The organism is Achromobacter sp., from assembly GCF_032102605.1.
Taxonomy (GTDB): domain Bacteria; phylum Pseudomonadota; class Gammaproteobacteria; order Burkholderiales; family Burkholderiaceae_B; genus Achromobacter.
This window is the reverse complement of the sequence record NZ_DAMDGT010000004.1, coordinates 62,555-88,061: the sequence shown is the minus strand read 5'-3', so window position 1 is coordinate 88,061 and position 25,507 is coordinate 62,555. Positions and strand designations below refer to the sequence as shown.

Genomic DNA, 25,507 nt, shown 5'->3' with positions numbered 1-25,507 from the left:
CTTGCGGGATACAGCAAGGATCGTGCCCGGCCCCAAATTTGCCCCGACGGCGCAAAGGGCCAAAAAAAGCGGCATGCCCTTGCAGGCATGCCGCTTCGATCCTGACCGGCGGGGCCATGCCCCGCCCGCCGCGAGGATCAGTTCTTGGACTTGTCCACCAGCTTGTTGGCGGCGATCCAGGGCATCATGGCGCGCAGCTTGCCGCCCACTTGCTCGATCTGCGATTCCGCGTTGATGCGGCGGCGCGAGGTCAGCGTCGGGGCGCCGGCGGTGTTTTCCAGGATGAACTTCTTGGCGTATTCGCCGGTCTGGATGTCCGTCAGACACTGGCGCATGACCTTGCGGGTTTCTTCCGTGACGATCTTCGGACCCGTTTCGTATTCGCCGAATTCGGCGTTGTTCGAAATCGAGTAGTTCATGTTGGCGATGCCGCCTTCGTAGATCAGGTCGACGATCAGCTTCAGTTCGTGCAGGCACTCGAAATAGGCCATTTCGGGCGCGTAGCCGGCGTCCACCAGCGTGTCGAAGCCGGCCTTGATGAGTTCGACGGTGCCGCCGCACAGCACGGCCTGTTCGCCGAACAGGTCGGTTTCGGTTTCTTCGCGGAAGTTGGTTTCAATGATGCCGGCACGGCCGCCGCCGTTGGCGCTGGCGTACGACAGGGCCACGTCGCGGGCGGCGCCCGACTTGTCCTGGTACACGGCCACCAGGTGGGGCACGCCGCCACCCTGCTTGTACGTGTTGCGCACGGTGTGGCCCGGAGCCTTGGGGGCGATCATGATGACGTCGATGTCTTCGCGCGGCACGACCTGGCCGTAGTGGACATTGAAGCCGTGGGCGAACGCCAGGGCGGCGCCAGCCTTGATGTTGGCGTGGACTTCCTTGTTGTAGACCGAAGCGATGTTCTCGTCGGGCAGCAGCATCATGACGATGTCGGCCGACTTGACGGCGTCCGCCACTTCCTTGACTTCCAGGCCGGCGTTGGCGGCCTTGTTCCACGAAGCGCCGTCCTTGCGCAGGCCGACGATGACCTTCACGCCCGATTCATGCAGGTTCTGCGCGTGCGCATGGCCTTGCGAACCGTAGCCGATGATGGCGACGGTCTTGCCTTTGATGAGGGACAGATCGCAGTCTTTATCGTAGAAAACTTTCATGTTGTGCTCCAGATTCCAGTATTTGGATATTTGTGTGATTCAGATGTAGGGTGAGGCAAGGCCAGCAAGGCCGGTCAAATCTTCAAGATCCGTTCACCGCGTCCGATGCCGGACACGCCGGTGCGCACGGTTTCAAGGATGGCACTGCGGTCCAGGGCCTCGAGGAAGGCCTGCACTTTTTCCTGCACCCCGGTCAGTTCGATGGTGTAGGACTTGTCGGTGACGTCGATGATGCGGCCGCGGAAGATGTCCGCCATGCGCTTCATTTCCTCGCGTTCCTTGCCCACGGCGCGCACCTTCACGAGCATCAGCTCGCGCTCTATGTGGGCGCCTTCGGTCAGGTCCACCACCTTCACGACATCCACCAGGCGGTTCAGGTGCTTGGTGATCTGTTCGATGACTTCATCGGAACCGGTCGTCACGATGGTCATGCGCGACAACGTGGAGTCCTCGGTGGGGGCCACGGTCAGGGTTTCGATGTTGTAGCCCCGCGCCGAAAACAGGCCCACCACGCGCGACAGCGCGCCGGGTTCGTTCTCGAGGAGGACGGAAATCACGTGCTTCATGGGTGGCCTCCTTACAGGTCTTCTGAGCCGAGCAGCATTTCAGTCAGCCCGCGGCCGGCCTTGACCATCGGCCACACGTTTTCGGTGCGGTCGGTGATGAAGTCCAGGAAGACCAGGCGCTCTTTGTGCTTGCCGAACGCTTCGCGCAGCGCCGGTTCGACGTCGGCCGGGCGCTCGATGCGCAGGCCCACGTGGCCATAGGCCTCGGCCACCTTGACGAAGTCGGGCAGCGAATCCATATACGACTCGGAATAGCGCGAGCCGTAGTCGATCTGCTGCCACTGGCGGACCATGCCCAGGAAGCGGTTGTTCAGGCAGATGATCTTGGGCGACAGGCGGTACTGGTGGCAGGTCGACAGTTCCTGGATGTTCATCTGGATGGAACCTTCGCCCGTGATGACGGCTACGTCATGTCCGGGATTGGCCATCTGCACGCCCATCGCGTAGGGCAGCCCCACGCCCATGGTGCCCAGGCCACCGGAATTGATCCAGCGGCGCGGCTTGTCGAACTTGTAGTACTGGGCCGCCCACATCTGGTGCTGGCCCACGTCCGAGGTGACGAAGGCGTCGCCGCCGGTCACTTCCCAGAGCTTTTCCACCACGTACTGCGGCTTGATGACTTCCGTCGAGTTGGCGAACTTCAGGCATTCCTTGCCGCGCCAGGTCTCGACCTGATCCCACCATTTGGCGATGTTGGCCGGCTTGTGCTCAGCAGTGGCTGCTTCGTATTGCGCGCTGAGGTCGGCCAGAACGTCCTTGACGTTGCCCACGATCGGGACGTCCACGCGCACGCGCTTGGAGATCGACGAGGGATCGATGTCGATATGGATGATCTTGCGGGCGTTCTGCGCGAAGTGCTTGGGGTTGCCGATCACGCGGTCATCGAAGCGGGCGCCGATGGCCAGCAGCACGTCACAGTGCTGCATGGCCATGTTGGCCTCGTACGTGCCGTGCATGCCCGGCATGCCGACGAACTGGCCGCTGCTGGCCGGGTAGCCGCCCAGGCCCATCAGGGTGCTGGTGCAAGGCGCGCCCAACTGCGTCACGAGCTTGTTGAGCTCGGGCGCCGCGTTCGACAGGATGACGCCGCCGCCGGTGTAGATCATCGGCCGCTCGGCGGCCAGCAGCATCTGCACGGCTTTCTTGATCTGTCCCTGATGGCCCTTGTTGACGGGCGCGTAGGAACGCATCGAGATCTCGCCCTTGGGCGGCGTGTATTTGCACTGCGCGATGGTGATGTCCTTGGGGATATCCACCAGCACCGGGCCGGGACGGCCGGTGCGCGCGATATAGAACGCGCGGCGCATGGTTTCGGCCAGGTCCTTGATGTCGCGCACAAGGAAGTTGTGCTTGACGCAGGGACGCGTGATGCCGACGGTGTCGCATTCCTGGAAGGCGTCCTCGCCAATGGCCGCAGTGGGCACCTGCCCGCTGATGATGACCATCGGGATGGAATCCATGTAGGCGGTGGCGATGCCGGTGACGGCATTGGTCACGCCCGGGCCGCTGGTCACGATGCAGACGCCGACCTTCTGCGACGAGCGCGAATAGGCATCGGCTGCGTGCACGGCGGCTTGCTCGTGACGAACCAGGATATGCTGAAATTTGTCTTGCTTGAAGATAGCGTCGTAGATGTAGAGCACCGCGCCGCCAGGGTAGCCGAAAACGTGTTCCACGCCTTCATCGGCCAGGCAGCGCACGACGATATCGGCGCCATTCATTTCCATGTTGTAGTTCCTTTCAGTACCGGCCCTGCAACCCTGACTGCTGCTCGCCCGGATACGACGGCAACTGAACCCATACCGGTTACGACAACATGATCCGGCGCTTAGCGGCTCACGGAGCCACGCCACCCGGACACCTTGCCGACCCGGCACACGCTCGACAGAACGCAGTGCAAACGCCCCTGGGGGACGCTGGAGGTCGAAATGGAAGCCTTGGCAACACACGCTTGTGGCGCGGCCAACGGCAGGTGTGACTTGTTGCGAAACGGCTGGGATGTGACCCTTGCCGTGTGCATCAACGCTCCGGTTTCGGATAGGCAGACCGAAGCAAGTGGAGCAATTTACCGCGTTGCGTCAAAGGTGGCAAATCGGCGTTCGGCAAGCGTTGCGCGGAAGGTTCGGTAACCATCCGACCCCAAAACGTCTGGCCGCGTCTCTATACTTGTTGCGTCGTTCAGAACCGAGCCCCGCCCCCATGGATTTGCGCATTGCCAGCATCCGCCGCTTCCTCTACAGCCACTACTTCTTCGGAGGCGTGCGGCAGGGGGTGGGCATGCTGCTGCCCGTGCTGGTGCTGGGAGGCATTTTCGGCAACTACACGACCGGCCTGGTCGCCACTTTCGGCGCGCAGTGCCTGGCCATCATCGACCAGCCGGGCGGCCCGCAGCGCCATCGCACCAACGAAATGCTGGGCGGCGCGGCGCTGGGGACGATCACGGTCATCATCACCGGCCTGGCGTCCACGCACCCCGTCCTGATCTGGCTGGTGGTCATCGCGCAGTGCTTTGTCTATTCGATGTTCACGGTCTTCGGCAAGCGTGGCGGGCTGATCGGCTTTGCGGGCCTGCTTCTGATGACGCTGACCATGCATTCGCCGCTGGAACCGCAGGTGGTGCTGGGCCATGCCGCCGCCACCCTGGGCGGCGCCTTGTTCTACGTGGCGTTCAGCCTGGGATTTTCACGGCTGTTCTGGCTGCGCGAAGAGCAGCAGGCCATGTCGGTCGCGCTTTTCGCCACGGCCGATTATGTGGCGGCGCGGGCGTCCTTCTACGATGAAACCGCCGACCTGGATGAAACCTACCGCACCCTGATCCAGCGCCAGTCCGTCATGACCGAAAAGCACCAGGCCGCGCGCGACATGGTGCTGCGCGCCCTGCCCCGCGGCAAGGGCCTGGGCGACCGCCAGCGCGTCATGCTGTGGAACATGTTCGTGGACATGCTGCAGCTTCTGGACACCCTGGTTGCCACGCACACCGACTACGCGGCGCTGCGCCGAACGCTGGCCGGCAACGACTGCCTGATGTTCATGCGCGACGCGCTGGTGAAGATGTCCCTGGAACTGAACCGGATCGCGCTGGACGTGTCGCGCGGCCGCAAAGTGCAGTACCGCAGCAGCGCCAAGGCCGAACTGCGCGCCATCGAATACGAGATCGAACAACTCAAGCAGCAGGGCCTGGGCGAGCGCGACCCGGAAATGCTGGCGCTGATCATCCAGGTGCTGCGGCGCCTGCGCAATTCGGCGCGCATCGTGGACCGGCTGGCGGACCACACGGCGGCCTCGCCGGACGCCAAGCCCACCGACGTGCTGCGCATCAACAAATCGCTGACCCGCTTCATTTCGCGCCAGGAGTTCCGCTTCGGCCTCCTGACCAGCAATCTGCGGCTGGATTCTCCCCACTTTCGCTACGCGTTGCGCGTGACGGCCGCCGCGGCGATCGCCATGACGCTGGCCAGCCGCTGGCTGTCGCCGGAGTTCTCGGCGCACAACTACTGGATCATGCTGACCATCGTGATCATCATGAAGCCGGGCTTCGCGCTGACGCGCCAGCGCAATGGCTGGCGCCTGATGGGCACCCTGATCGGATGCATCTGCGCCCTGCTGCTGTTCAACGTGACCGACGAGCCCAGCGTCCTGTTCGCCGTGCTGCTGGGCGCCTGCATCATGGGCAACAGCCTGGTGCAGCTGAACTACATGGCCAGCGCCATCTTCAACACCCTGTTCGTCGTGCTGGTCTTTCACTTCGTGTCGCCGGGCACCGTGTCCATGTCGGTGATCGGTGAACGCGCGATCGACACCCTGCTTGGCTGCGCGCTGGCGCTGGTGTGCAGCTACATCCTGCCGTGGTGGGAAGCCCGCTACCTGAAGCCCCTGGCTTCGGCCGCGACCCGCGCCAACCGCGAATACCTGCTGGCGGGGTTGCGCTACGTCGACGCCATGCAGGCTCACGGCGCGCCCGTGGGCGCGGCGGCCGCCGAGACGCCTGCCGTGACGGACGCGGACCTGGCCTGGCGCCTGGCCCGCAAGAACGTCCACATCGCGTTCAGCAATTTCGCCGAAGCGTTCTACCGGATGATGAGCGAACCCAAATCGCATCAGGTCGACGTGCCGGAACTGAACAACCTGCTGATCCAGAACCACGTGCTGGCGTCGCAGATCACCGCCGCGATACCCATCCTGGCGGCGCTGCCGGCCACGCCCGAACCCATTCAGCAGGCGCTCAGCGGCATGGCCGGCCTGCTGGATGAAAACAACCCGCGCCCCCCAGCCAATCTGCCCACGCAGTTCGACACCAGCGGCGAGCAGGCTGCTCTGGTCTATCCGGTCAAGCAGATGCTGAAGGCCACCCACATGATCCGCCAGGAACTGCAGGCGCTGGCCGACCCGCTGCACACGCCGCCCGTCGCGGCGGCGGCATCGTAAGAACTGCGGTCGACATCGCCGGGCAAGAAAAAGCCGGCCCGGATGCAACCGGGCCGGCCTTTTTTTAACGCAGCGTACGTGTCAGTCCAGCTTGCGGCGGAACACCATCTTGTCCGCCGACGACGCCGAGGCGTCGAACGCGTAGCCTTCCAGGTCAAAGCCCTGCAGGCCTTCCGGCTTGGCGACCTTGTGCTGGATGGCGTAGCGCGCCATCAGGCCGCGCGCGCGCTTGGCGTGGAAACTGATGATCTTCCATGCGCCGTTCTTCCAGTCCTGGAACACGCACTGCACCACGCGCGCCTTCAGGGTCTTCAGGTCGACTGACCTGAAGTATTCCTCGGACGCCAGGTTGACGATGACGGGCGTCTTCTGCCCGGCCTGGCGTTCGTTCAGGTAGTCCGCGATGCCGCTGCCCCAGTATTCATACAGATTCTTGCCTTTGGGGTTTTGCAGGCGCGTGCCCATTTCCAGGCGGTAGGGCTGCATCAGGTCCAGCGGGCGCAGCACGCCGTACAGGCCGCTGAGGATGGCGACATGTTCCTGCGCCCAGTCCAGTTGCTTGGCAGACAGCGTGGCGGCGTCAAGACCTTCGTAGACGTCGCCATTGAACGCCAGCACGGCCTGGCGGGAATTGGCCTGGGTGAAGCTGCGCTTCCAGTGCGCATAGCGCTGGACGTTCAGTTCGGACAGCGCCGGGCTGAGGCTCATGAGGTCCGAGATGTCCTCGGCCGTCTTGGTCTTCAGGACCTTGATCAAGCCGGCGGCCTGATCCACGAACAGTGGCTGGGTGTGCGTCTCGATGTGCAGCGGCGAGTCGTAGTCCAGCTTCTTGGCGGGGGAAAGCAAAAACAGCATTCGGTGAGTCCTTTGTTAGCGGGCCGTCCATCCGCCATCGACGGAGACGGTCGTGCCGGTAATTTGCGCGGCGGCGTCGGAGGCCAGGAACACGGCCGTGCCGCCCAGTTGCTCCGGCGTCACGAATTGCAGCGAAGGCTGCTTTTCGCTGAGCAGGTCGCGAGCGGCGGCTTCCTGATCCACCCCGTTCTTTTCCGCCAGCGCGGTGATCTGCTTTTCAACGAGCGGCGTGCGCACCCAGCCCGGGCAGATGGCGTTGGCGGTAATGCCCTGGCCGGCCGTTTCCAGCGCCGTGACCTTGGTGAAGCCCACCACGCCGTGCTTGGCGGCCACGTAGGCCGACTTGCTGGCCGACGCCACCAGGCCGTGCGCCGACGCGATGTTGATGATGCGGCCGGAACCTTGCTTCTTCATGTGCGGCAAGGCCGCAGCCGTACCGTGAAAAACGGCCGACAGGTTCAGCGCCAGGATGGCGTCCCATTTCTCGGCCGGGAAGTCTTCGATCAGTGCGGTGTGCTGGATGCCGGCATTGTTGACCAGGATGTCGATGCGGCCCATCTGGCGGACGGTGTTTTCGACGAGTTCGCGTACTGCAGCGCCCTTGGAGAGGTCCGCGCCGTCGTAGATCACCTTTACGCCATGCTTTTCGGCAAGGCTCGCGCGCAGGGATTCGATTTCGGTCGCATCGCCAAAACCATTCAGGACGATGTCGGCGCCCTGCTGGGCGAAGGCGGTGGCGATACCCAGGCCGATGCCGCTGGTGGAACCGGTGACAAGCGCTACTTTTCCTTTGAGCATGAGCTTTCTCCTGTGAGCTGGCACATTAATCGGGAACCGAAAACGGGCTTCAAGTGTAGCTGCCCGGCAAGGCGGTAATCATGCCATGCCCTTACCCTCGGCGGGGTCAAGCGGCGGGCGGCTTGTCCGCCGGAGAGGACGCCGGCGCGTCGCCGGCCTGCTGGGCGACTTCGGCGGCGGGCGTGTCGACCACGGGCAGGTCCGCCATGCCGCCGAATCGCTCCGGCACGCGCTCGAGCAATTTGATCAGCATGGGCACGACGCCCATCGACACCGCCACGATCACCGACAGCACGTCGCGCTGCTCCAGGTTCACCAGATGGTTGTCCCAGGCTTCGTTGAAGATCGCGAAGCTGAACTCGCCGCCTTGCGCCAGCACAAGGGCAAACAGCAGGCGGTGGTAGCGGGGCAATCCAAGAAAACGGGCGAACCCGTACAGGATCACCGCCTTGACGGCCAGCAGCGCGGCCACGCCGGCAAAAATGAACAACCAATGGTGGGCGACCACGTTCAGATTGATCGACATGCCGATGGCCACGAAGAAAAGGCCCAACAGCAGGCCCTTGAATGGCTCGATGGCGTTTTCCAGTTCGTGGCGGTAGCGCGATTCGGCCATCAGCACGCCGACCAGGAATCCGCCCAGCCCCGCCGACAGGCCCGCATAGTCGAACAGTTGGGCGGCGCCCACCACCATCAGCAGCGCGGCCGCGGTGAAGAGTTCGTTCAATTCGGCCTTGGCGGCCCAACCCAGCAGCCGCAGCCGATAGGCCAGCGCCACCACGGCGACAGCCACCAGCGCTTCCTTGAACGACGGCGCCGAGGTCCCGTCCGATCCCAGCAGGCCGGCCGCCACCAGCATCGGAATCGCAGCCATGTCCTGGAACAGCAGCACTCCCAGCGCGGATCGCCCTATCGGCGCACGGGTCAACTGGCGTTCGTCCAGCAGGCGCAGCGCCACCGCGGTGGAAGACAGCGCCAGCGACAGGCCGCACAGCACGGCCGCCTGCCATTCCATGCCGGCCAGATGGCGCAGCGCTGCGCCGAACACCAGCCCCAGCAGCAGGCCGCAGACCAGCATCTGCAGCGAACCCAGCATGAAGACCTCGTTGCGCATCGCCCACAGGCGTTTGGGCGACAACTCCAGGCCGATGATGAACAGCATCATCACGACGCCCCATTGCGAGACGCCGATCATCGTATCCACGTTGGTCACCAGCTTCAGGCACGACGGCCCCACCAGCACCCCGGCGATCAGGTAGCCGGGAATGGCGCCCAGACCCAGCCTTTGGGTGATGGGCACGCAAAGCACGGCCGCGAGCAAAAGGATGAGGATCAGGTCCATGGAACGGGCGATAGGCGGGATGGGAAGAATTCTGGCCAAAGATTGCGTCGACCGAAAGCCGGATGAAACCCGCTGTGGTCCTTTTACCCTTCCTCTTTTCCCACCCCTTTACACAAACAAAAAAAATCCTGTAGAATTGCGGGCTTCGCTGCTCCGACAACGAAGATCTTTCCGACCAGGGATCTTTTTGTGAAAGTCTTCACCGAGTGAAAATTTTCGCCGTTACGGAATCCAGCCACGGAGAGGTGGCAGAGTGGTCGAATGTACCTGACTCGAAATCAGGCGTACGGTATCCCCGTACCGTGGGTTCGAATCCCACCCTCTCCGCCAGTATTCAAGAACGAAGCCCCTGAGCAATCAGGGGCTTTTTTCTTTTCCAGGCGACGGCTTTGCGGACGAGACTTTGCGGGTGACCGCTTTGCGGGCGACTGGGTTTCCCCCGCTTGCAACGCCCCGCAGGCCGGACCGAGGGCCGACGCTAGCGCGGCTGGCCGGGACCTTGCCGGCCCCGGCCTTCCCTCTGTCAATCAGTATCGACGAATCAGTACCGCCGACCGAATACCGCAGACCGCCGAATCAATACCGGCCCAATCAATACGCCGCGAGCCGCAGCGCCGCGGACGTCTGGACGGCCTCGACCGAGGCAATCGCCATTGCGCCGTGCCCCGCACCCGGCAGTTTGAACGCACTGACCGCGCGAGTCAGGTCCGCCGCCTGGTCCTGCATCGACCCCGCCGCCGCGGCGGCTTCTTCCACCAGCGCTGCGTTCTGCTGCGTCACTTCGTCCATTTGCGACACCGCGCGATTGACTTGTTCGATGCCGTCCGCCTGCTCGGCGGACGCGGCTGCGATCTCGCCCATGATGTCGGTCACGCGTTGCACCGAACTCACGATCTCCTGCATGGTGGCGCCGGCGCGCTCGGCGCTGCCCGAGCCCTGGCTGATCTTCTGCACGGTGTCTTCGATCAGGGTCTTGATCTCTTTGGCGGCCTGGGCGCTGCGCTGCGCCAGCGTGCGCACCTCGGAGGCGACCACCGCGAAGCCCTTGCCCTGCTCGCCGGCGCGCGCCGCCTCGACGGCGGCGTTCAGCGCCAGGATGTTGGTCTGGAAAGCGATGCCGTCGATGACTGAAACGATGTCCGAGATCTTCACGGAGCTGGCCGAGATGGCGTTCATGGTGCTCACGACTTCGGACACGGTGGCGCCGCCGCGCGACGCCGTTTCGGACGCGGCGGCGGCAAGCTGATTCGCCTGCTTGGCGCTGTCGGCGTTCTGCTTCACGGTGGACGACAGTTGCTCCATGGAAGCGGCGGTTTCCTCCAGGGATGCGGCCTGCTGCTCCGTGCGGCTGGACAAATCGGTGTTGCCCGCCGCGATCTCGCCGGAAGCCGACGCCATGCTGTCCACGCCGGTCCGGATCCGGGCGATGGTGCTCGCCAGGTTGGCGTTCATGGATTCCAGAGCACGCATCAGCTGCCCGATCTCGTCGCGGGATTTCACGACGATCGTGCTGGTCAGGTCGTTGGCGGCCACGGTGCTCGCCACGCGCACGGCGGCGGCAAGCGGACGGGTGATGCTGCGGGTCAGCAGCACGGCCAACAGCAAGCCGCTCACGACCGCGATGGTCCCGATCACGATCATCCAGAAGTTGGCGGCGCCATAGGCGCTATCGATTTCGCCCGCCCGCACATCGATGTCGGCGCGTTGCAGATCTGACAGACGCGTGATGTTGTCGATGAACTGGCGCGTCGCCGGCACGAATTCCTGCGAGAAGATCTTGTTGGCGGCCTCGACGTTGCCTTCCTGCTTGGCCTTGAAGATGCCGTCGCGCGTGCGCAGGTAGTCGCCGCGGGCTTTGCTGATGCCAGCCCAAAGCTGCTTTTCCTCGTCGCTCTCGATCAGCGGCTCGATCTTCTGCTGAAGGGCCGACGAGTTTCGGGACGACGTTGCGGCTTCCTCCGCAAAGAAGCTCGCCAGGCTGGCGTCGGCGCTTTTGGCGATCGCGGTGGTGCGGGTGACGCCGCTCTGGATGTTGCGCGCCCAGTCGTTGATCAGGCGTTCCTTGGTAAGCGAACGCTGCGTCAGGGTTTCGACCGATTGGTTGATATTCGCCAGGCTGACCAGGCCCACGATACACATGACCATGATCATGGCCAGCAAGATGGCGAATCCGCCCGCAAGGCGGGTTCCAAGCTTCAAGTTTTTCATACTGCCTCCGGCTGCTTCCAGGGCAAGTGTGAATGCGCGCTCGGGCGGATGCCTCGGCGACGGGCTTGCGCCGCCGCCAATTCAAGCCAGATGCCCGCAAGCCCCTGGATATCCGCCCCCAATAATGGTGTCCGTTGTGTCTGAGAATTGCCGGCGCTGAGTTCGATTCCGAGGGTTCACGCGACGGTCGAACGGATGCTAGCAGCCCCGATTTCGCGGGCATCGGGGGAAATGGAGAACTTATTGGCGCAAGCTCTTCCCTTTGCGCGATATGGCCTGAAGCGTTGTAAAAACGCCTCTGCCAAAGGGCAAAAAAAGGCGGCCGAAGTGGCCGCCTGGCGGGTCATGGCGGCGTCGTCGGCCGCGCAAGTTGAAAGGTATCGGTGCTGCGCGCATACCAACCGCCGCCGTGCATGCGGGCGATCAGCCCCAGGGCCGGCGTATCCACGTGGCCACGCTCGGCGTCGCGCACGTGGGCGTCGTCGACGTGCGCCCCCAGCACCCGGCCGATGACCACGATTTGACGCGGGCCGGTCACGACCGTGGCTTGGCTGACACACTCCAGCGACACCGGGCTGCCCTGGATGCGGGGCGGGCGCACGTGCGTGGCCGCAAGCGGAGTCAGGCCCGCCGCCGCCAGCTCGTCCACGTCGGGCGGGTAGTCCGCGCAAGTCTGGTTCATCTGGTGGACCAGCGATTCCGGCACCAGATTCACCACGAACTCGCCGTTCTCGATGATGTTGGCGCCGGTATCCTTGAAATCCCCGTTGGAATGGCGCATCAGGCCGATGGCGACCGTCGGCGGCTGATGCCCCATCACATTGAAGAAGCTGAAGGGCGCGGCGTTGACGACGCCTTGTCCCGACACGGTGGTGACCCACGCGATCGGGCGCGGCGTGACGGTCGAGGTCAGGATGTTGTAGACCGTCTGTGCCGGCAAGGCGCTGAAATCAAAATGCATCGGTCACGCCTCCTGCGGACCGGCGGCGCCGGTTGCCGATACGGCGCGCTTTTCGCGGGTGTCCACCTGGAGCTGGAAGACGTCGGGACGCGCGTAATGCCCGGCCACGTCGAAGTCGTATTTGCCGCGCAGGATCTGGTTGGGATCAATGTCGGCGTACAGTATCGTTTCGTCCGAAAAGTCGGGGCCGGCCAGCACCTCGCCCAGCGGGCCGATGATGGCGCTGCCCCCGCGCATCAGCACGGTATCCGGCGCGTCGCCCAGGGCGCACTCGAAATCGTCCGGGTAGGCGCTGCGGCGCAGGTGCTGGCAGGCCGTCAGCACGTAGCAGCGGCCTTCCAGTGCAATGTGGCGCATGCTGGGAATCCACGTGTCTCGGTCGTCGGCGGTAGGCGTGCAATACAGCCCCACCCCTTGGCTGTACATGTACATGCGCAGCATGGGCATGTAGTTTTCCCAGCAGATCACGGCGCCGATCTTGCCAAACGGTGTGTCGATGACAGGCATCGTCGAGCCGTCGCCAAAGCCCCAGATCAGGCGCTCGCCGGCGGTCGGCATCAGCTTGCGGTGCTTGCCGACCAGGCCTTCCTGGCCATTGAAGTACAGCACGGTGCAGTAAAGGGTGCCGCCGTCGGCTTCGATGCAGCCCATGACGACGAAGCTGCCGGTGTCGGCCGCGGCCTGGGCCACCAGCGCGACTTCCTCGCCGTCCAGCCGGATCGCCTGACGGTGATAGCTGGCAAACGCGTCCCGGCCTTCGGGCTTGCGCATGCCGATAGGCGCGCCGAACGAGTTGCCCTTGGGATAGCCGCCCAGAAATGCTTCCGGAAACACCTGGACGCGGGCGCCCTGCTCGGCCGCCTGGCGGATCAGCGACGCCGCCTTCTGGGCGCAGGCCACGCTGTCGGTCGGGATGGAGGCCGCCTGGATGACGGCAGCCTTGAAGCTCTGTTGCACGGACATGTCTCTGCTCTCTTGTCTGTGGTTAGTGGGCCGGATCTTCGTCGATCGCCTGGGCGCGGGTGTTGGGCAGCAGCAGGCTGCCGATGATGCCGACGACGACCATTACCGCCACCGGATACATCAGGCCGCCGAATATATTGCCGCTGGCCTGCGCCAGGTAGGTGGCGGTAAAGGGCACGATACCCCCGAATATGCCCGCGCCGATGTGATACGGGAACGACAACGCCGTGTAACGGATGCGCGCCGGGAACAATTCAACCAGATAGGAGGCGACCGGGCCATACACCATGGCGACGACGGCGGTCATCAGCACCAGGATCAGGATGATGGTGGCGCGATCGATGCGGGCGGGATCCGCCTTTTCGGGATAGCCGGCCGCCGTCAGCGCCTTGGCATACGCTGCGCGGTCAAAGCCGTTGACGGTGGTTCCGCCCACGCTCATCGCGATCTCCTGACCCGGAATCGGCGCGGCGTATTCGAAGTTGATGCCCTTGCCGACCAGGAATTTCTTGGCCTGCACGCAGACCTTTTTGTGGTCGGCGTGACTGCCGATCATGGCCGCCTGCAGCCCGAAATCGCAGGCGCCGCCGCTGGTGTCCGCATGCACGCGGACCGGCGTCGTCTGCATGGCCTGCGCCAAGGCCGGATTGCCGGCATCGAGCAGCACATTGAACATCGCGTGGTAGCCGACGGCGCCGATGAACAGGCCGGCCATCATGATCCACTTGCGGCCGATCTTGTCCGACAGCCAGCCGAACAGCACGAAGGTCGGCGCGCCGATGATGAAGCCGATCAGGATCAGCGTGTAGACGGTGGTCTGGTCCAGCTGCACGGCCTGCTGCAGGAAGATCATCACGTAGAACTGGCCGGTGAAATAGGTGGCGCCCTGGCCGGCGGTGACGCCGATCAGCGCCAGCAGAACAAGCCTCAGGCTGGGCCACTGGCCAAAGGTCTCCTTGACTGGATTCTTGGACAGGCGGTTCTGCTTCTTCATGCGCGTGAAGACCGGCGATTCGTGCAGCTTGGCGCGCACGTAGATCGAAATGGCCAGCATGACGATGGACAGGATGAACGGCAGGCGCCAGCCCCACTGGCGGAAATCTTCCGCGCTCATCGAGGCCTGGACGCACAGGATGACGACCAGCGACAGGATCAGGCCGGCCGAGGACGTGATCTGGATCCAGCCTGTCAGCAGGCCGCGGCGCCGGGGCTCGCAATGTTCGGCCACGTAGATCACGGCGCCGCCGTATTCGCCGCCCACCGCCAGGCCCTGCACGACGCGCAGCGTCAGCAGCAGGATCCACGACAGATGTCCCGCCGACTCATAGGTGGGCAGGCAGCCGATCAGCACGGTCGCGCCGCCCATCATGACGACGGTGATGAGGAAGGTGTACTTGCGGCCCAGCTTGTCGCCCAGGTAGCCGAACATCACGGCGCCCAGCGGACGGATGATGAAACCCACGGCCAACGCGCCCAGGGCGGCCAGCAGCGCCACCGTGGGGTTGTCCTGCGGAAACAGCACCTGGCTCATGAAGACGGCCAGCGTCCCGTAGATGAAGAAGTCGTACCACTCGAACAGCGTGCCCAGCGTCGATGCGACGACGACCTGGCGTTCCTCTTTGCGGCTGAGCGTAGGCCCGTCATCGACCGCGGGCATTGCCAATTTCGCTTCCATGCTTGCTTTCCCCTGTCTTTTAAAATTGATAATGCTGCATTCATTAACTATTATCAAACTTAAAACAGACCCGGAAAAAGCTAGGGGAAACCCGGCGGCCGGCCGGCGCCCGCGCCAGAATTGGCGCGAAAGCCGCTGCTACACTGCCGCCACGACACAGTGGAGGCAGCAATGGCAAGGCCCGCCGGCAAGGCTGAGAAGAATTCGGAACAGGCGCCGTCCACGGCGCGCAGAGGCATCCAGTCGATCGAAGTGGGGTTCCGGATCCTGGACGTGATCCGCAAGACCGGCCGTCCCTTGCCCCTGAAGGAAATCGCGGACGCCTGTGCGCTGACTGTCCCCAACGTCCATTACTACCTGGTGAGCTTCCAGAAGGTGGGCGTGGTGCAACAGCACGCCGACACGGGCCATTACGGCCTGGGTCCGTACGCCTTGCGGCTGGGCCTGGCGGCCCTGGAGCAGTTCGACGTGTTCACCACGGCGCGGCCCATCATGGCCGAGGTGGCCGCGGCCACCGGGCATACCGTGTTCCTGGGCGTGTGGGGCAACAAGGGCCCCACGATCGTCTATCGGGTGGAAGGCAGCCGCAGCCGGCCGCTGCTGGAACTGCGCGTGGGCACCGTGATGCCCCTTTTGTCCTCCGCCCTGGGCCGCAACTTCCTGGCGCATCTGCCGGACGCGCTGACGCGCGAGTTGCTTGAAGAGGAGCTCGCGTCGTCAACGCCCGAAAGCCACGGCGGCGCGGCCGGCAACTCGTACACCATGGCGGACGTGCAGGCCATCCGCGACGAGGTACGAAAACACCACATCAGCCGCTGCCGGCACGCGTTGCTGCCGCACTTTACGTCGCTGTCCGCGCCCATCTTCGACATGTTGGGCGAAATGAAGGCCGCCATCACGCTGATGGGACCGGTCGGCGCCGTGGACGACGACCTGGAATCCGACACCGCGCGGCTGCTCAGCGAAAAAGCCCGCTCGATCTCGGCGACGGCGGGCTGGGTGGAGACGGACGCGCGGTAAGGCGCGCGATCAGCGATGCGTGGTCGGCGCGGTACCCCGGTTGGTGCGCCGCGCACCGCCGCCCGCTTTAGCCTTCGGCGACGATCTTCGCGTCCTGGATGGTCTTGGCGTACTTCTGCTGTTCGCTCTTCATGAATTCGGCGAAGCGCTGGACGCCGCCGCCGCCGTCTTCCGCGCCCACCTGCGCCAGCTTCTCCTGCACGTCCGCCATCGCCAGCACCTGATCGATATCGCGGTTCATGCGCTGGACCATCGCGTCGGGCATCTTGCCCGGGCCGACCATGCCGAACCAGATGCTGGCCTCGAAGCCCGGGTAGCCCTGTTCGGCCACGGTGGGCACGTCGGGCTGGCTCTTGGACCGCTTCTGCAGCGTCTGGGCCAGGGCGATGACCTTGCCGGACTGGATCAGCGGCGTGGCGGTCGTCATGCCCTCGAAGCAATACTGCACGTGACCGCCCATCAGATCGTTCATCAGCGGCGCGGAACCCTTGTACGGCACGTGCAGCACGTCGATGCCGGCCCGCGCCTTGAAGATTTCCAGCGCAAGATGCTGCGCCGATCCGCTGCCGGCAGAACCGAACACGATCTTGCCCGGCTGCGCGCGGCACAACTCGACCAGTGCCGGCAAGGTCTTTGCCGGCTGGTTGGCGCCCCCGATCAGGATGGTCGGCGTCTTGCCCACCAGCGCGATGGGCGTGAAGTCCTTGTCGACCGAGTACGCCAGCTTGGGCTGCAGCCCCGGCGCGATGCCGTGGCTGTTCACGTGCGCCATCAGCAGCGTGTTGCCGTCGTTGGGCTGGCGCGCCACCTGCTCGGCCGCGATGATGCCCGCCGCGCCCGCGCGGTTCTCGACAATGACCGGCATGTTCCACAGCACGCCCAGCTTTTGCCCCAGCAGGCGGGCCAGCACGTCGGTGCCGCCCCCGGCCGGGAACCCCACCACTATCTTCACCGGTCCGGACGGCAGGTCCTGCGCCCGCGCCGCCGAAGGCAGGACGAGCGCCGCCCCCAGGGCCGCCGCGCTGGTCATGAATTGCCTACGTTGCATAGTTGTCTCCTCGCGCGCCGGTCCATAGGCCGGCAACTGGTTATGGGGATGCTGCGTATCGTCCAGCGCATCCGGCCATCTGCGCGGCCTGGACGCTTTGCTCCTTGCTTTGTTCCTTTACGGCGTCTTCATGACGGATCGCCGATCTTCAGCGGCCGATGCGGGTCCACTTGCCGAAACGCTCGACCATGCGTTCGTCAAAGCCGAATCCCAGGCCCGGTTCCTGATGCAGGACCACGCGCCCTTGCTTGTGCGTCAGTTGGCGATCCACCAGCTTGCGGAAGTTCAGCACCTGGTCGTCCCAGAAGAATTCCACGTATCGCGCGTTCGGCGTGGCGGCGACCAGCGGCGCGTGCACGTCGTGGAACCAGTGCGGGCAGACGACCACGCCATAGCTGGCCGCCGTGGCGGCGATGCGCTTCCATTCGGTGATGCCGCCGCAAACCGCGGCGTCCGTCTGCAGGATGCCGGCGGCGCCCTTGTCCAGCAGTTCCTTGTGGTACCAGCGGCCATAGCCGATTTCGGCGGTGGCGATCGGCAGGTGCGTCAGGCGCGCCAGCTTGGCGTGGCTGTCGATGTCGTCGGGGCTGAAGGGCTCTTCGATGAAGTACGGCTCGTACTGTTCGAAGCGGCGGATGTACTGCATGGCCTGGGTGACGTCCTGCCAGGCGTTGTTGCAGTCCATCATCAGTTCCACGTCCGGGCCCACGGCTTCGCGCGCGGCTGCCAGGCGCGCTTCTTCCTCGCGCGGCGACAGGCGGCCGGTCTTCATCTTGACGGCGCGGAAACCCTTTTCCACATAGCTGGCCATTTCCTCGCCCAGATGCTGCGGCGTCTTGCCGTCCAGGTAGTAGCCGCCACTGGCGTAGGCCGGGACCGTTTCCAGCTCCACGGCGCCCAGGAACTTGTGCAGCGGCAGGCCCGCCGTCTTGGCGTTCAGGTCCCACAACGCGATGTCCAGCGCACTCAGCGCGCGCATCACCGTGCCCTGGCGGCCTTGCAGCAGCGCCTCCTGGTACATCGTCTGCCAGAGGCCTTCGACAGCGTGGGAATCCTTGCCGAGCAGGACGGGAGCCAGCAGGCTCTGCACCGCCGCCTCGAAGATGGCGCCGCCCGCGCTGCCGACATAGCAAAAACCGATGCCTTCCACGCCATCGGTGGAACGCACCTTGACCAGCCCGTAGTGGCGGGTCGACACGGTGCGGTTGGAGAACGAAGTGACTTTATCCAGAGGCACCGCCGCGGCGCATACGTCTATGGATTCAATGATGGGCACGGGAGGCTCCTTGGTTGCGGTTCTGATCTGATGGGCGTGATCGCCCTGGACGTATTCTTCACGCCGCCAAAGAAAACAACAATTATCTTCATGCATCTTTAGAATATGGAAAAAACGTCTTCTAAAGAGGCCTGCCATCGTGGACTCGCGCTTTTTGCAAACCTATGTGCATGTGGTGGAACTAGGTTCCATCGCACAGGCCGCCAGGCACCAGGGGTTGACGCCGGCAACCGTGCAGCAGCGGCTGCGCGCGCTGGAGGCGGATGTCGGCAGCGCGCTCATCGCGCGCTCCGGCCGCACCGTCAAGCCGACGCCGGCCGGCGTGCGCATTCTTGAACGCGCGCGCGCCATCCTGCGGGACGTCCGCGATCTGCGTTCGGCCGCATCCGACACCGACCTGCCCGCCGGCCCTCTGCGGCTGGGCGCCACACCCACCGCGCTGACCGGCATCATGCCGCCCGTGCTGCGCACCTGGGTGGCGCGCCATCCAGGCATCGAGATCTACATCGAGCCCGCGCCGACCACCCTGCTCTACAGCAAGGTGCTGTCCGGCGAACTGGACGGTGCGTTGCTGGTGCACCCGCTATTTCCCATACCCAAGACCTGCGCGTGGCGCGACCTGCGGCACGAACCGCTGGTGCTCGTCACGCCGGCCGGCATGCCGGTCACGGATCCGCTGGCCGTCATCGCCCGGGAACCCTATATCTGCTATGACCGCAGCGTGGTCGGCGGCAAGATGGCCGACGACTACCTCAGGGCGCGCAGCCTGCGGCCGCGGGTCAGGTTTGAACTGGATGGAATCGAGTCCATCGCCAAACTGGTGTCGGAGGGATTGGGCGTGGCGCTGCTGCCCGACTGGGCAAGCACGGGCGCGCCGCTGGCGCACGTGAAGCGCTGGCCGCTACCCGAGCCCTGCCCCGTGCGCACCGTGGGCGCGATCTGGCTTCGGTCGGGCGTGCGCTCGGAACTGATGCGGGCGTTCGTGGAGCTGGCCGAGTCGCAACTCGGCCTGGGAGGAAAGACCGGGGACGCCCCCGGCTAGGCGATGGCGTCTTCGCCGTTGCGCGCGACGATCACGCCGCCGGCCACGACCAGACGCCGGGGCGTTCTTTGCACCACGGCTTGCGCAACACAGGCGGCGTCGACCAGCACCAGATCGGCGCGCGCGCCGCGAGCCAGGCCGTAGTCCGCGAAACCGCAGGCGCGGGCGGCGGCGTGCGTCACGCAATCAAGCGCCCATTCGATCTCATCGTCGCGACGCAGATCGTTGCGCAGGCCGATCAGCGTGGCGCGCTCGAGCATGTCCGGGCTGCCATAGGGCGTCCAGGTGTCGCGGATGCCGTCATTGCCGCCGAATATCGTCACCCCGGCTTCGCGGCAGGCTCGCACCGCCGGCACGGGCCGGGACGCGGGCGCCGTAGTCAGCACGGCGACGTCCAGCAGCGCAAGGCGCTTGAGCAGGCCGTCCAGCCGCTTGGCGTCAATGCCGCCCAGGCAGAACGCATGGCTGATGACGACCTTGCCCCGCATGCCCAGCGCCTGGGCGCGGTCCAGGATCAGGTCCAGCGTGAATGCGCCCAGTTCGCCGGGTTCGTGCAGGTGGATGTCCACCGGCTTGCCGTGCTTGTCGGCCAGGCCGAACAACACGTCCAGGGATTTGGCGGGGTCGCGGTCGATGGCGGACGGATCCAGCCCGCCCAGCACGTCGGCTCCTTCCGCCAGGGCTTGATCCAGCAGTTCGGCCGTGCCCGAGCGGACCAGCAGGCCGGATTGCGGGAACGCCACCGTCTGGATTTCCACACGGCCGGCCAGTTCCTGGCGGGTGGCGTTCACGCCGTGCAGGTGTTTCAGGCCGGCATCGGTGTCGATGTCGACGTGCGTGCGTATGCGGGTCGTGCCTGCGCGCAGGAAAGCCTGGGCCAATGCACGGGAATGGCTGGCGGCGTCATGGCCGGAGGCCGCGCGCCAGGTGCGTTCATTGTCGATGCGGTCGGTAAGCGCAGGCCCCACTTTGTTGACGTACCAGGGCGAACCCCAGGTAGTCTTGTCCAGGTGAGTGTGCCCTTCGATCAGGCCGGGCAGCAACAAAGCGCCGCCCCCGTCTTCGAGCGTGACGTCGGGATCCGCGTGCAGGCCCGGGCCGATGTCGAGGATACGGCCGCCGCGCACCAGAACGTCCACGGAATCGCCCTTCGGCGAGCGGACGTTCTTCAGGAGCAGATCCGCCATGTCAGACCTGGGGCGGCTCGATCCAGAAGAAACGCTCGCCTTGCCGAACCATGTCGGCCACGCCTTCGGCGCCTATGCGATAGTCCGTGCCCATGAGCGTGGCGCCGCCATCTTCATGGATATGGATGACGGCCAGCGGGTCATTGGCCATGGTGTACCAGTAGTAACCGGGCTTGAGATCATGCAGGTCAGTTTTCATCCGTCGAGTATACAAATAACCCTTTGCCGTTTTCAAAAAGACAACACAAATCGGAGGCCATCCTGACAGGTAAGTCGTGACACGTCATACTCTTCACGCAGAGCTTGAATAACGCTCAAGCAAATGGCATGTGCCGGCCCGAACCGCAATAGCAATCGCGCATTGATCGATGCAACGGAAACAGCGAGCAGATGAAACGGCAGTCACTTCAGTTCAGCGAACCGCTCAAACAGGCCATTCTCGACGGCGCCAAGGTGCAAAGTCGCCGCATTCTCAAGCCACAGCCGTCCAAATTCACCACGGCCTGGTACGCTGACGCCGCAGATTCGGGCAGGTGGGTGGCCATGGGCCCTTCGCCGGACAACCCCTCTGAATTGCGCAAAACCTCCAGCTGGGTCCGGTGCCCATTCGGAAAATCCGGCGAAACCATCATCCTGTCCGACGAGGCCGGCGCTCCGTTCGCCAGCGCGGTGGTGGTGGGAGTGCGCATCCAGCGACTGCAGAATCTTTCTGAAGCCGACGCGCGCGCTGAAGGCACCCAGGCCCTTTATCAAAGCTCGGCCCTCTTGCCGGGCGTGCCGCTGCAGACCGCGTTCGCCTTGATGTGGTGCGAGCGCTATGGAGCGCACGCGTGGGCTGCCAATCCGTGGGTCTGGGTCGTGGAATACCGCCACTCCGCGCCTTGGGACGAGTCGAATCGCTAGGCGCTTGGCGCGCCGCCGCAACACCCGTTACGCGCAGCCCTACGCACATAGTGACCGTGTGTAACGACCGCGCCCGACTTCAAGCCATTCCAGCTTATTTCAATCGACTTCAACCGCGGGTTTTCCAGAGCGGACGGCCTCTGCCGCAATGCAGCAGCGGCGCGCCTGAAAAATAAGGGGCGGTTGCGGATTGTCGCTATTGCGGCCGACCCGCTTACGAAAAGCTGGCGCAAACCGACGAAAATTGCACCAACGAATACTCAACTTTGCTGCATCACGCAGCGGGCAGGTGCAACATGAAAAAATGGCTTATCGCAGGTGTCGGTGCGGCGGGTCTGCTGATTTCCAGCGTCGCGCTGGCTCGGGTGGACGTCGGCATATCCATCGGCGTTCCAGGTATCGTGTATCCGGCTCCGGTCTATGTCGCGCCACAGCCGGTTTACGTGGCGCCGCCCCCGCCCGTCTATTACCGTCCGGCCCCTGTGTACGTGGCGCCCCCGGTGGTTTACCCGGCGCCGGTGTATTACCGCGGCGGCCGCTATTACGATCGCGGCCATTATCATGGGCCGAAGCACGGTCACGGGCATTACCGCGGCCGCGGCCACGACCGCGATTAAACCCATGCGGCAAAAAACAAAGGCCACTCTTTTCGAGTGGCCTTTTTTTCCGTCCAGACAATGTCCGGTGCCTGGGGCGGAATGTCCTGTCAGACCGCCGGGGTCTGGACAGGTTTGGCGGCCATCACGGCCGGTTCCTGCGGCACCTGCTTGACCTTGTTGTCGGCCCAGCGCGGCGATTCCTGTACGAGATCAATCCATCGACGCGGCGTACTTGACGCGCGCCACCATCCATTATGCGGACGCATGTGCAAACTCCGGTTCACCGTTGAAACGAACGCCATTGATTCCGTGGAACAACTGTTGGCTTTCCTGTTCGGCTTCGTGCAGGTTCGGGAACGGGGGCTGGCCCGGAACGGTCCAGCATTTTTCCGGTGCGGTGCCGCCAATCCGGCGGGTCCATATTTGCACGCGGTAGCCCTGTTCGTCTTCCTTGGCTACAGAGCATCTCACACGAAAATCTCCAATCATTCTTGAAGTCATGGACAACTCCTTGTTATATAAGTGAATGAAGCGTGTAGAACGCCGGTGTATTGTGCCGTAACTATCCGGCCCTTTTATGCTAAATACACAATTGCTCACATCAAAAATCAAGCACTCACGCGAGCAGAATAGCGTTCCAAAGCGACAGGAATATGTCGCAATGATAAAAAAAAACGGAGCCCGAAGGCTCCGTCTTTTTATCCGCCAAATGGCCGATTGACGCGCGGTTTTATCAGGGCTTGAGCACCGTCACGCCGCCCATGTATGGTTGCAGCGCTTCAGGGATCAGCACACTGCCATCGGCCTGCTGGTGGTTTTCGAGCACGGCAACCAGGGCGCGGCCAACCGCCAGGCCCGAACCATTCAGCGTGTGCACGTATTCCGGCTTGCCCTGCGCGTTGCGGAAGCGCGCCTGCATGCGGCGGGCCTGGAAGGTTTCGCAGTTGGAAACCGACGAAATCTCGCGCCAGGTGTTCTGGGCGGGCAGCCACACTTCCAGGTCGTAGGTCTTGGCCGAACCGAAGCCCATGTCGCCCGTGCACAGCAGCACCACGCGATAAGGCAGGTTCAGCAGTTGCAGCACGCGTTCGGCGTGGCCGACCATGTCCTCGAGCGCATCGTAGGACTGGTCCGGCTGCGTGATCTGCACCATTTCGACCTTGTCGAACTGGTGCTGGCGGATCATGCCGCGCGTGTCGCGGCCACCGCTGCCGGCTTCGGAACGGAAGCACGGCGTGTGGGCCGTAAGCTTGAGCGGCAGGTCGGCGGCGGCCTGGATCGTGCCGCTTGCGACGCTGGTCAGCGTGATCTCCGACGTGGAAATCAGGTACTGGTCTTCGCGCACATAGGGCTTGCCCTGGTCATCGACCTTGGGATCGTCGTCGCCGCCACCCTTGGAGACCGCGAACATGTCGTCCTTGAACTTGGGCAGTTGGCCCGTGCCGAACAGCGTCGACGCGTTGACGATGTACGGCGTGTAGCACTCGGTGTAGCCGTGCGTGCCGGTCTGCAAGTCCAGCATGAACTGGGCCAGCGCGCGGTGCAGGCGGGCGATGGGGCCGCGCATGAACGAAAAGCGCGCGCCAGACAGCTTGGCGGCCATGTCGAAGTCCAGGCCCAGCGGTTCGCCCAGCGCGACGTGGTCGCGAGCTTCGAACGCGAGCGCGGCCGGATTGCCATCGGCGCCCGGGGCGCCGGGCAGCCAGCGGCGGACCTCGACGTTGTCGTCGGCGGATTCGCCCAGCGGCACGCTGGCGTGCGGCAGGTTGGGCACCGACATCAGCAGATCGTTGAGCGGCTGCTGCAAGGCAGCGAGTTCTTCTTCCAGCTGCTTCAGGCGCACAGGCACGGCCTGCGACTCGGCCATGACGGCGCTGGCGTCCTCGCCCTTGGCCTTGAGCTGGCCGATCTGCTTGGCCAGCGCGTTGCGGCGGGCTTGCAGGGATTCGGTTTCGGTCTGGACGGCCTTGCGGCGAGACTCCAGGTCGTTGAACCGTTCCGTGTCGAAGGCGACGCCGCGGGTCTTGAGGCGGTCTACGACGGTTTGCAGGTCTTTGCGCAGCAGTATCGGGTCTAGCATGGTGTGGTCGGTGAGGTTGCGAGAAGCGACGGGCGCGTTGGCCCGTTACCGGTTTTTGGAACGCTCCTGCGCGTCCAGCTCGCGCAGGAATGCCAGCTTTTGCTGGATTTTAGCCTCCAGCCCGCGATCGGTCGGCCGATAGAAGGAAGGCTTGAGTCCGTCGGGGAAATATTGCTCGCCCGCGGCGTAGCCGTGAGGCTCGTCGTGCGCGTAGCGATAGGCCTTGCCGTGGCCCAGTTGCTTCATCAACTTGGTGGGCGCATTGCGCAGGTGGATGGGCACCGGCGCGCTGCCGTGTTCGGCGGCAAATTTGCGCGCCTGGTTGTACGCGTTGTAGACGGCATTGGACTTGGCCGCGCAGGCCATGTAGACCACCGCCTGCGCCAGGGCGAGCTCGCCTTCGGGCGAACCCAGGCGTTCGTAGATGTCGGCGCCGTTGACCGCGAGGTCGGTGGCGCGGGGGTCGGCCAGGCCGATGTCCTCGACAGCCATCCGCACCAGGCGGCGCGACAGGTATTTGGGATCGGCGCCGCCATCGATCATGCGGCAGAACCAGTACAGCGCGGCGTCGGGGTTGGAGCCGCGTACCGACTTGTGCAGCGCGCTGATCTGGTCGTAGAAGGCGTCGCCGCCCTTGTCGAAGCGCCGCAGGTTCTGCGACAGCGAGATCTCGAGCCACGCCGCGTCCACGGTGTCGCGGCCGGCCGCCTGCGCGGATTCAGCCACGACTTCCACCGCGCTGATCAACCTGCGGGCGTCGCCGTCGGCCCAGGCCGCCAGCTGTTCGCGCGCGTCGGGTTCGATGCGGATGGCGTCGCCCGCTTCCAGGCCGTCATTCAAGGCCTCCACCGCGCGGTCCACCAGCTGCTGCAGTTCTTCAGGCGTGAGCGACTGCAGCACGTAGACGCGGGCGCGCGACAACAGCGCCGAATTGACCTCGAACGAGGGATTCTCGGTAGTGGCGCCAATGAACGTGAACAGCCCGCTTTCCACATAGGGCAGGAAGGCGTCCTGCTGCGCCTTGTTGAACCGGTGCACCTCGTCGACGAAGAGAATGGTGCGGCGGCCCTGCCCTTGTGCAATCTGCGCCACCGTCACCGCGTCGCGGATGTCCTTGACGCCGCCCAGCACGGCCGAAATGGCGATGAATTGAGCGTCAAAGCCGTCGGCCATCAGGCGCGCCAACGTGGTTTTGCCCACGCCCGGCGGGCCCCAGAAAATCATGGAGTGCGGACGGCCGGATTCGAAGGCGACGCGCAGCGGCTTGTCCGGGCCCAACAGGTGCGACTGCCCGACCACGTCGGACAGCGTGCGGGGTCGCAGACGTTCGGCCAGGGGGACATAAGGCCGATGCGCGGGATCGGCCGCGAAGAGATCGTTGCTCATTGGCAGCAGATGAGGGAAG

The 25,507-nt window shown here is 64.4% G+C and carries 22 protein-coding genes and 1 tRNA gene; 6 read left to right on the top strand and 17 right to left on the bottom strand.

Features of this window, described 5'->3' with window-relative positions:
• Positions 1-137: 137 nt before the first annotated feature.
• The 3 genes from ilvC to RT614_RS10835 all read right to left on the bottom strand — a co-directional run bounded on the left by ilvC (position 138) and on the right by RT614_RS10835 (position 3,447).
• The gene (gene ilvC / locus RT614_RS10845; RefSeq protein ID WP_313622124.1) at positions 138-1,154 is read right to left on the bottom strand and encodes a ketol-acid reductoisomerase; all 1,017 of its coding nucleotides are present in this window, start codon (positions 1,152-1,154) and stop codon (positions 138-140) included.
• 74 nt (positions 1,155-1,228) lie between these two features.
• Positions 1,229-1,720, bottom strand: a complete 492-nt coding sequence (gene ilvN / locus RT614_RS10840) for an acetolactate synthase small subunit (RefSeq protein ID WP_006223608.1) — start codon at positions 1,718-1,720, stop codon at positions 1,229-1,231.
• 11 nt (positions 1,721-1,731) lie between these two features.
• Entirely contained in the window at positions 1,732-3,447 is a 1,716-nt protein-coding gene (locus RT614_RS10835) for an acetolactate synthase 3 catalytic subunit (RefSeq protein ID WP_409558447.1), read from the bottom strand.
• A gap of 472 nt (positions 3,448-3,919) precedes the next feature.
• On the opposite strand from RT614_RS10835, the gene RT614_RS10830 reads away from it, so the two are divergent.
• The gene (locus tag RT614_RS10830) at positions 3,920-6,145 is read left to right on the top strand and encodes an FUSC family membrane protein (protein ID WP_313622123.1); all 2,226 of its coding nucleotides are present in this window, start codon (positions 3,920-3,922) and stop codon (positions 6,143-6,145) included.
• A gap of 81 nt (positions 6,146-6,226) precedes the next feature.
• On the opposite strand, the gene yaaA is transcribed toward RT614_RS10830, so the two are convergent.
• From yaaA to RT614_RS10815, 3 genes are all read right to left on the bottom strand, one after another.
• Positions 6,227-7,000, bottom strand: coding sequence for a peroxide stress protein YaaA (gene yaaA / locus RT614_RS10825; RefSeq protein ID WP_313622122.1), 774 nt, complete (start codon positions 6,998-7,000; stop codon positions 6,227-6,229).
• Between the two features lie 15 nt (positions 7,001-7,015).
• The gene (locus RT614_RS10820) at positions 7,016-7,798 is read right to left on the bottom strand and encodes a 3-hydroxybutyrate dehydrogenase (protein ID WP_313622121.1); all 783 of its coding nucleotides are present in this window, start codon (positions 7,796-7,798) and stop codon (positions 7,016-7,018) included.
• Positions 7,799-7,904: 106 nt separating this feature from the next.
• Complete coding sequence (locus RT614_RS10815) at positions 7,905-9,140, bottom strand: cation:proton antiporter (protein ID WP_313622120.1); 1,236 nt, start codon at positions 9,138-9,140, stop codon at positions 7,905-7,907.
• Between the two features lie 239 nt (positions 9,141-9,379).
• On the opposite strand from RT614_RS10815, the gene RT614_RS10810 reads away from it, so the two are divergent.
• Positions 9,380-9,470, top strand: a tRNA-Ser gene (locus RT614_RS10810).
• Between the two features lie 261 nt (positions 9,471-9,731).
• On the opposite strand, the gene RT614_RS10805 is transcribed toward RT614_RS10810, so the two are convergent.
• The 4 genes from RT614_RS10805 to RT614_RS10790 all read right to left on the bottom strand — a co-directional run bounded on the left by RT614_RS10805 (position 9,732) and on the right by RT614_RS10790 (position 14,947).
• Positions 9,732-11,348, bottom strand: coding sequence for a methyl-accepting chemotaxis protein (locus tag RT614_RS10805; RefSeq protein ID WP_313622119.1), 1,617 nt, complete (start codon positions 11,346-11,348; stop codon positions 9,732-9,734).
• A gap of 343 nt (positions 11,349-11,691) precedes the next feature.
• Entirely contained in the window at positions 11,692-12,309 is a 618-nt protein-coding gene (locus tag RT614_RS10800) for a flavin reductase family protein (protein WP_313622118.1), read from the bottom strand.
• Between the two features lie 3 nt (positions 12,310-12,312).
• Complete coding sequence (locus tag RT614_RS10795; protein ID WP_313622117.1) at positions 12,313-13,272, bottom strand: carbon-nitrogen hydrolase family protein; 960 nt, start codon at positions 13,270-13,272, stop codon at positions 12,313-12,315.
• Positions 13,273-13,294: 22 nt separating this feature from the next.
• The gene (locus RT614_RS10790) at positions 13,295-14,947 is read right to left on the bottom strand and encodes an MFS transporter (RefSeq protein WP_313622116.1); all 1,653 of its coding nucleotides are present in this window, start codon (positions 14,945-14,947) and stop codon (positions 13,295-13,297) included.
• Positions 14,948-15,118: 171 nt separating this feature from the next.
• Between RT614_RS10790 and RT614_RS10785 the strand changes: the two genes are divergently transcribed.
• Entirely contained in the window at positions 15,119-15,967 is an 849-nt protein-coding gene (locus tag RT614_RS10785) for an IclR family transcriptional regulator (RefSeq protein ID WP_313622115.1), read from the top strand.
• Positions 15,968-16,034: 67 nt separating this feature from the next.
• Here RT614_RS10785 and RT614_RS10780 read toward each other — a convergent pair whose 3' ends face one another.
• Both RT614_RS10780 and RT614_RS10775 read right to left on the bottom strand, forming a co-directional pair.
• Complete coding sequence (locus RT614_RS10780) at positions 16,035-17,015, bottom strand: tripartite tricarboxylate transporter substrate binding protein (protein ID WP_313622114.1); 981 nt, start codon at positions 17,013-17,015, stop codon at positions 16,035-16,037.
• Between the two features lie 148 nt (positions 17,016-17,163).
• Entirely contained in the window at positions 17,164-18,291 is a 1,128-nt protein-coding gene (locus RT614_RS10775; protein ID WP_313622113.1) for a mandelate racemase/muconate lactonizing enzyme family protein, read from the bottom strand.
• A 139-nt stretch (positions 18,292-18,430) separates the two neighbouring features.
• On the opposite strand from RT614_RS10775, the gene RT614_RS10770 reads away from it, so the two are divergent.
• Complete coding sequence (locus RT614_RS10770; protein ID WP_313622112.1) at positions 18,431-19,333, top strand: LysR family transcriptional regulator; 903 nt, start codon at positions 18,431-18,433, stop codon at positions 19,331-19,333.
• Here RT614_RS10770 and RT614_RS10765 read toward each other — a convergent pair.
• Together RT614_RS10765 and RT614_RS10760 are read right to left on the bottom strand one after the other, a co-directional pair.
• A complete protein-coding gene (locus RT614_RS10765; protein WP_313622111.1) occupies positions 19,330-20,520 on the bottom strand; it encodes an amidohydrolase family protein in 1,191 nt (396 codons plus the stop codon). The genes RT614_RS10770 and RT614_RS10765 overlap by 4 nt on opposite strands.
• A gap of 1 nt (position 20,521) precedes the next feature.
• On the bottom strand, positions 20,522-20,719 hold the full coding sequence (locus RT614_RS10760; RefSeq protein WP_313622110.1) for a hypothetical protein: 198 nt from the start codon (positions 20,717-20,719) through the stop codon (positions 20,522-20,524).
• Between the two features lie 191 nt (positions 20,720-20,910).
• On the opposite strand from RT614_RS10760, the gene RT614_RS10755 reads away from it, so the two are divergent.
• Together RT614_RS10755 and RT614_RS10750 are read left to right on the top strand one after the other, a co-directional pair.
• Positions 20,911-21,423, top strand: coding sequence for a hypothetical protein (locus RT614_RS10755; protein WP_313622109.1), 513 nt, complete (start codon positions 20,911-20,913; stop codon positions 21,421-21,423).
• 296 nt (positions 21,424-21,719) lie between these two features.
• Entirely contained in the window at positions 21,720-22,040 is a 321-nt protein-coding gene (locus RT614_RS10750) for a virulence factor (RefSeq protein ID WP_313622108.1), read from the top strand.
• A gap of 234 nt (positions 22,041-22,274) precedes the next feature.
• Here RT614_RS10750 and RT614_RS10745 read toward each other — a convergent pair whose 3' ends face one another.
• The 3 genes from RT614_RS10745 to RT614_RS10735 form a co-directional block, all read right to left on the bottom strand.
• On the bottom strand, positions 22,275-22,523 hold the full coding sequence (locus tag RT614_RS10745; protein WP_313622107.1) for a hypothetical protein: 249 nt from the start codon (positions 22,521-22,523) through the stop codon (positions 22,275-22,277).
• A gap of 232 nt (positions 22,524-22,755) precedes the next feature.
• Entirely contained in the window at positions 22,756-24,102 is a 1,347-nt protein-coding gene (gene serS / locus RT614_RS10740; protein ID WP_313622106.1) for a serine--tRNA ligase, read from the bottom strand.
• Between the two features lie 45 nt (positions 24,103-24,147).
• A complete protein-coding gene (locus tag RT614_RS10735; RefSeq protein ID WP_313622105.1) occupies positions 24,148-25,488 on the bottom strand; it encodes a replication-associated recombination protein A in 1,341 nt (446 codons plus the stop codon).
• Between the last annotated feature and the right edge of the window lie 19 nt (positions 25,489-25,507).

Bases quoted from the DNA above. Each gene is read 5' to 3' on its own strand.
- ilvC (WP_313622124.1), bottom strand. From the start codon at position 1,154: ATGAAAGTTTTCTACGATAAAGACTGCGATCTGTCCCTCATCAAAGGC.
- ilvN (WP_006223608.1), bottom strand. From the start codon at position 1,720: ATGAAGCACGTGATTTCCGTCCTCCTCGAGAACGAACCCGGCGCGCTG.
- RT614_RS10835 (WP_409558447.1), bottom strand. From the start codon at position 3,447: ATGGAAATGAATGGCGCCGATATCGTCGTGCGCTGCCTGGCCGATGAA.
- RT614_RS10830 (WP_313622123.1), top strand. From the start codon at position 3,920: ATGGATTTGCGCATTGCCAGCATCCGCCGCTTCCTCTACAGCCACTAC.
- yaaA (WP_313622122.1), bottom strand. From the start codon at position 7,000: ATGCTGTTTTTGCTTTCCCCCGCCAAGAAGCTGGACTACGACTCGCCG.
- RT614_RS10820 (WP_313622121.1), bottom strand. From the start codon at position 7,798: ATGCTCAAAGGAAAAGTAGCGCTTGTCACCGGTTCCACCAGCGGCATC.
- RT614_RS10815 (WP_313622120.1), bottom strand. From the start codon at position 9,140: ATGGACCTGATCCTCATCCTTTTGCTCGCGGCCGTGCTTTGCGTGCCC.
- RT614_RS10805 (WP_313622119.1), bottom strand. From the start codon at position 11,348: ATGAAAAACTTGAAGCTTGGAACCCGCCTTGCGGGCGGATTCGCCATC.
- RT614_RS10800 (WP_313622118.1), bottom strand. From the start codon at position 12,309: ATGCATTTTGATTTCAGCGCCTTGCCGGCACAGACGGTCTACAACATC.
- RT614_RS10795 (WP_313622117.1), bottom strand. From the start codon at position 13,272: ATGTCCGTGCAACAGAGCTTCAAGGCTGCCGTCATCCAGGCGGCCTCC.
- RT614_RS10790 (WP_313622116.1), bottom strand. From the start codon at position 14,947: ATGGAAGCGAAATTGGCAATGCCCGCGGTCGATGACGGGCCTACGCTC.
- RT614_RS10785 (WP_313622115.1), top strand. From the start codon at position 15,119: ATGGCAAGGCCCGCCGGCAAGGCTGAGAAGAATTCGGAACAGGCGCCG.
- RT614_RS10780 (WP_313622114.1), bottom strand. From the start codon at position 17,015: ATGCAACGTAGGCAATTCATGACCAGCGCGGCGGCCCTGGGGGCGGCG.
- RT614_RS10765 (WP_313622111.1), bottom strand. From the start codon at position 20,520: ATGGCGGATCTGCTCCTGAAGAACGTCCGCTCGCCGAAGGGCGATTCC.
- RT614_RS10760 (WP_313622110.1), bottom strand. From the start codon at position 20,719: ATGAAAACTGACCTGCATGATCTCAAGCCCGGTTACTACTGGTACACC.
- RT614_RS10755 (WP_313622109.1), top strand. From the start codon at position 20,911: ATGAAACGGCAGTCACTTCAGTTCAGCGAACCGCTCAAACAGGCCATT.
- RT614_RS10750 (WP_313622108.1), top strand. From the start codon at position 21,720: ATGAAAAAATGGCTTATCGCAGGTGTCGGTGCGGCGGGTCTGCTGATT.
- RT614_RS10745 (WP_313622107.1), bottom strand. From the start codon at position 22,523: ATGACTTCAAGAATGATTGGAGATTTTCGTGTGAGATGCTCTGTAGCC.
- serS (WP_313622106.1), bottom strand. From the start codon at position 24,102: ATGCTAGACCCGATACTGCTGCGCAAAGACCTGCAAACCGTCGTAGAC.
- RT614_RS10735 (WP_313622105.1), bottom strand. From the start codon at position 25,488: ATGAGCAACGATCTCTTCGCGGCCGATCCCGCGCATCGGCCTTATGTC.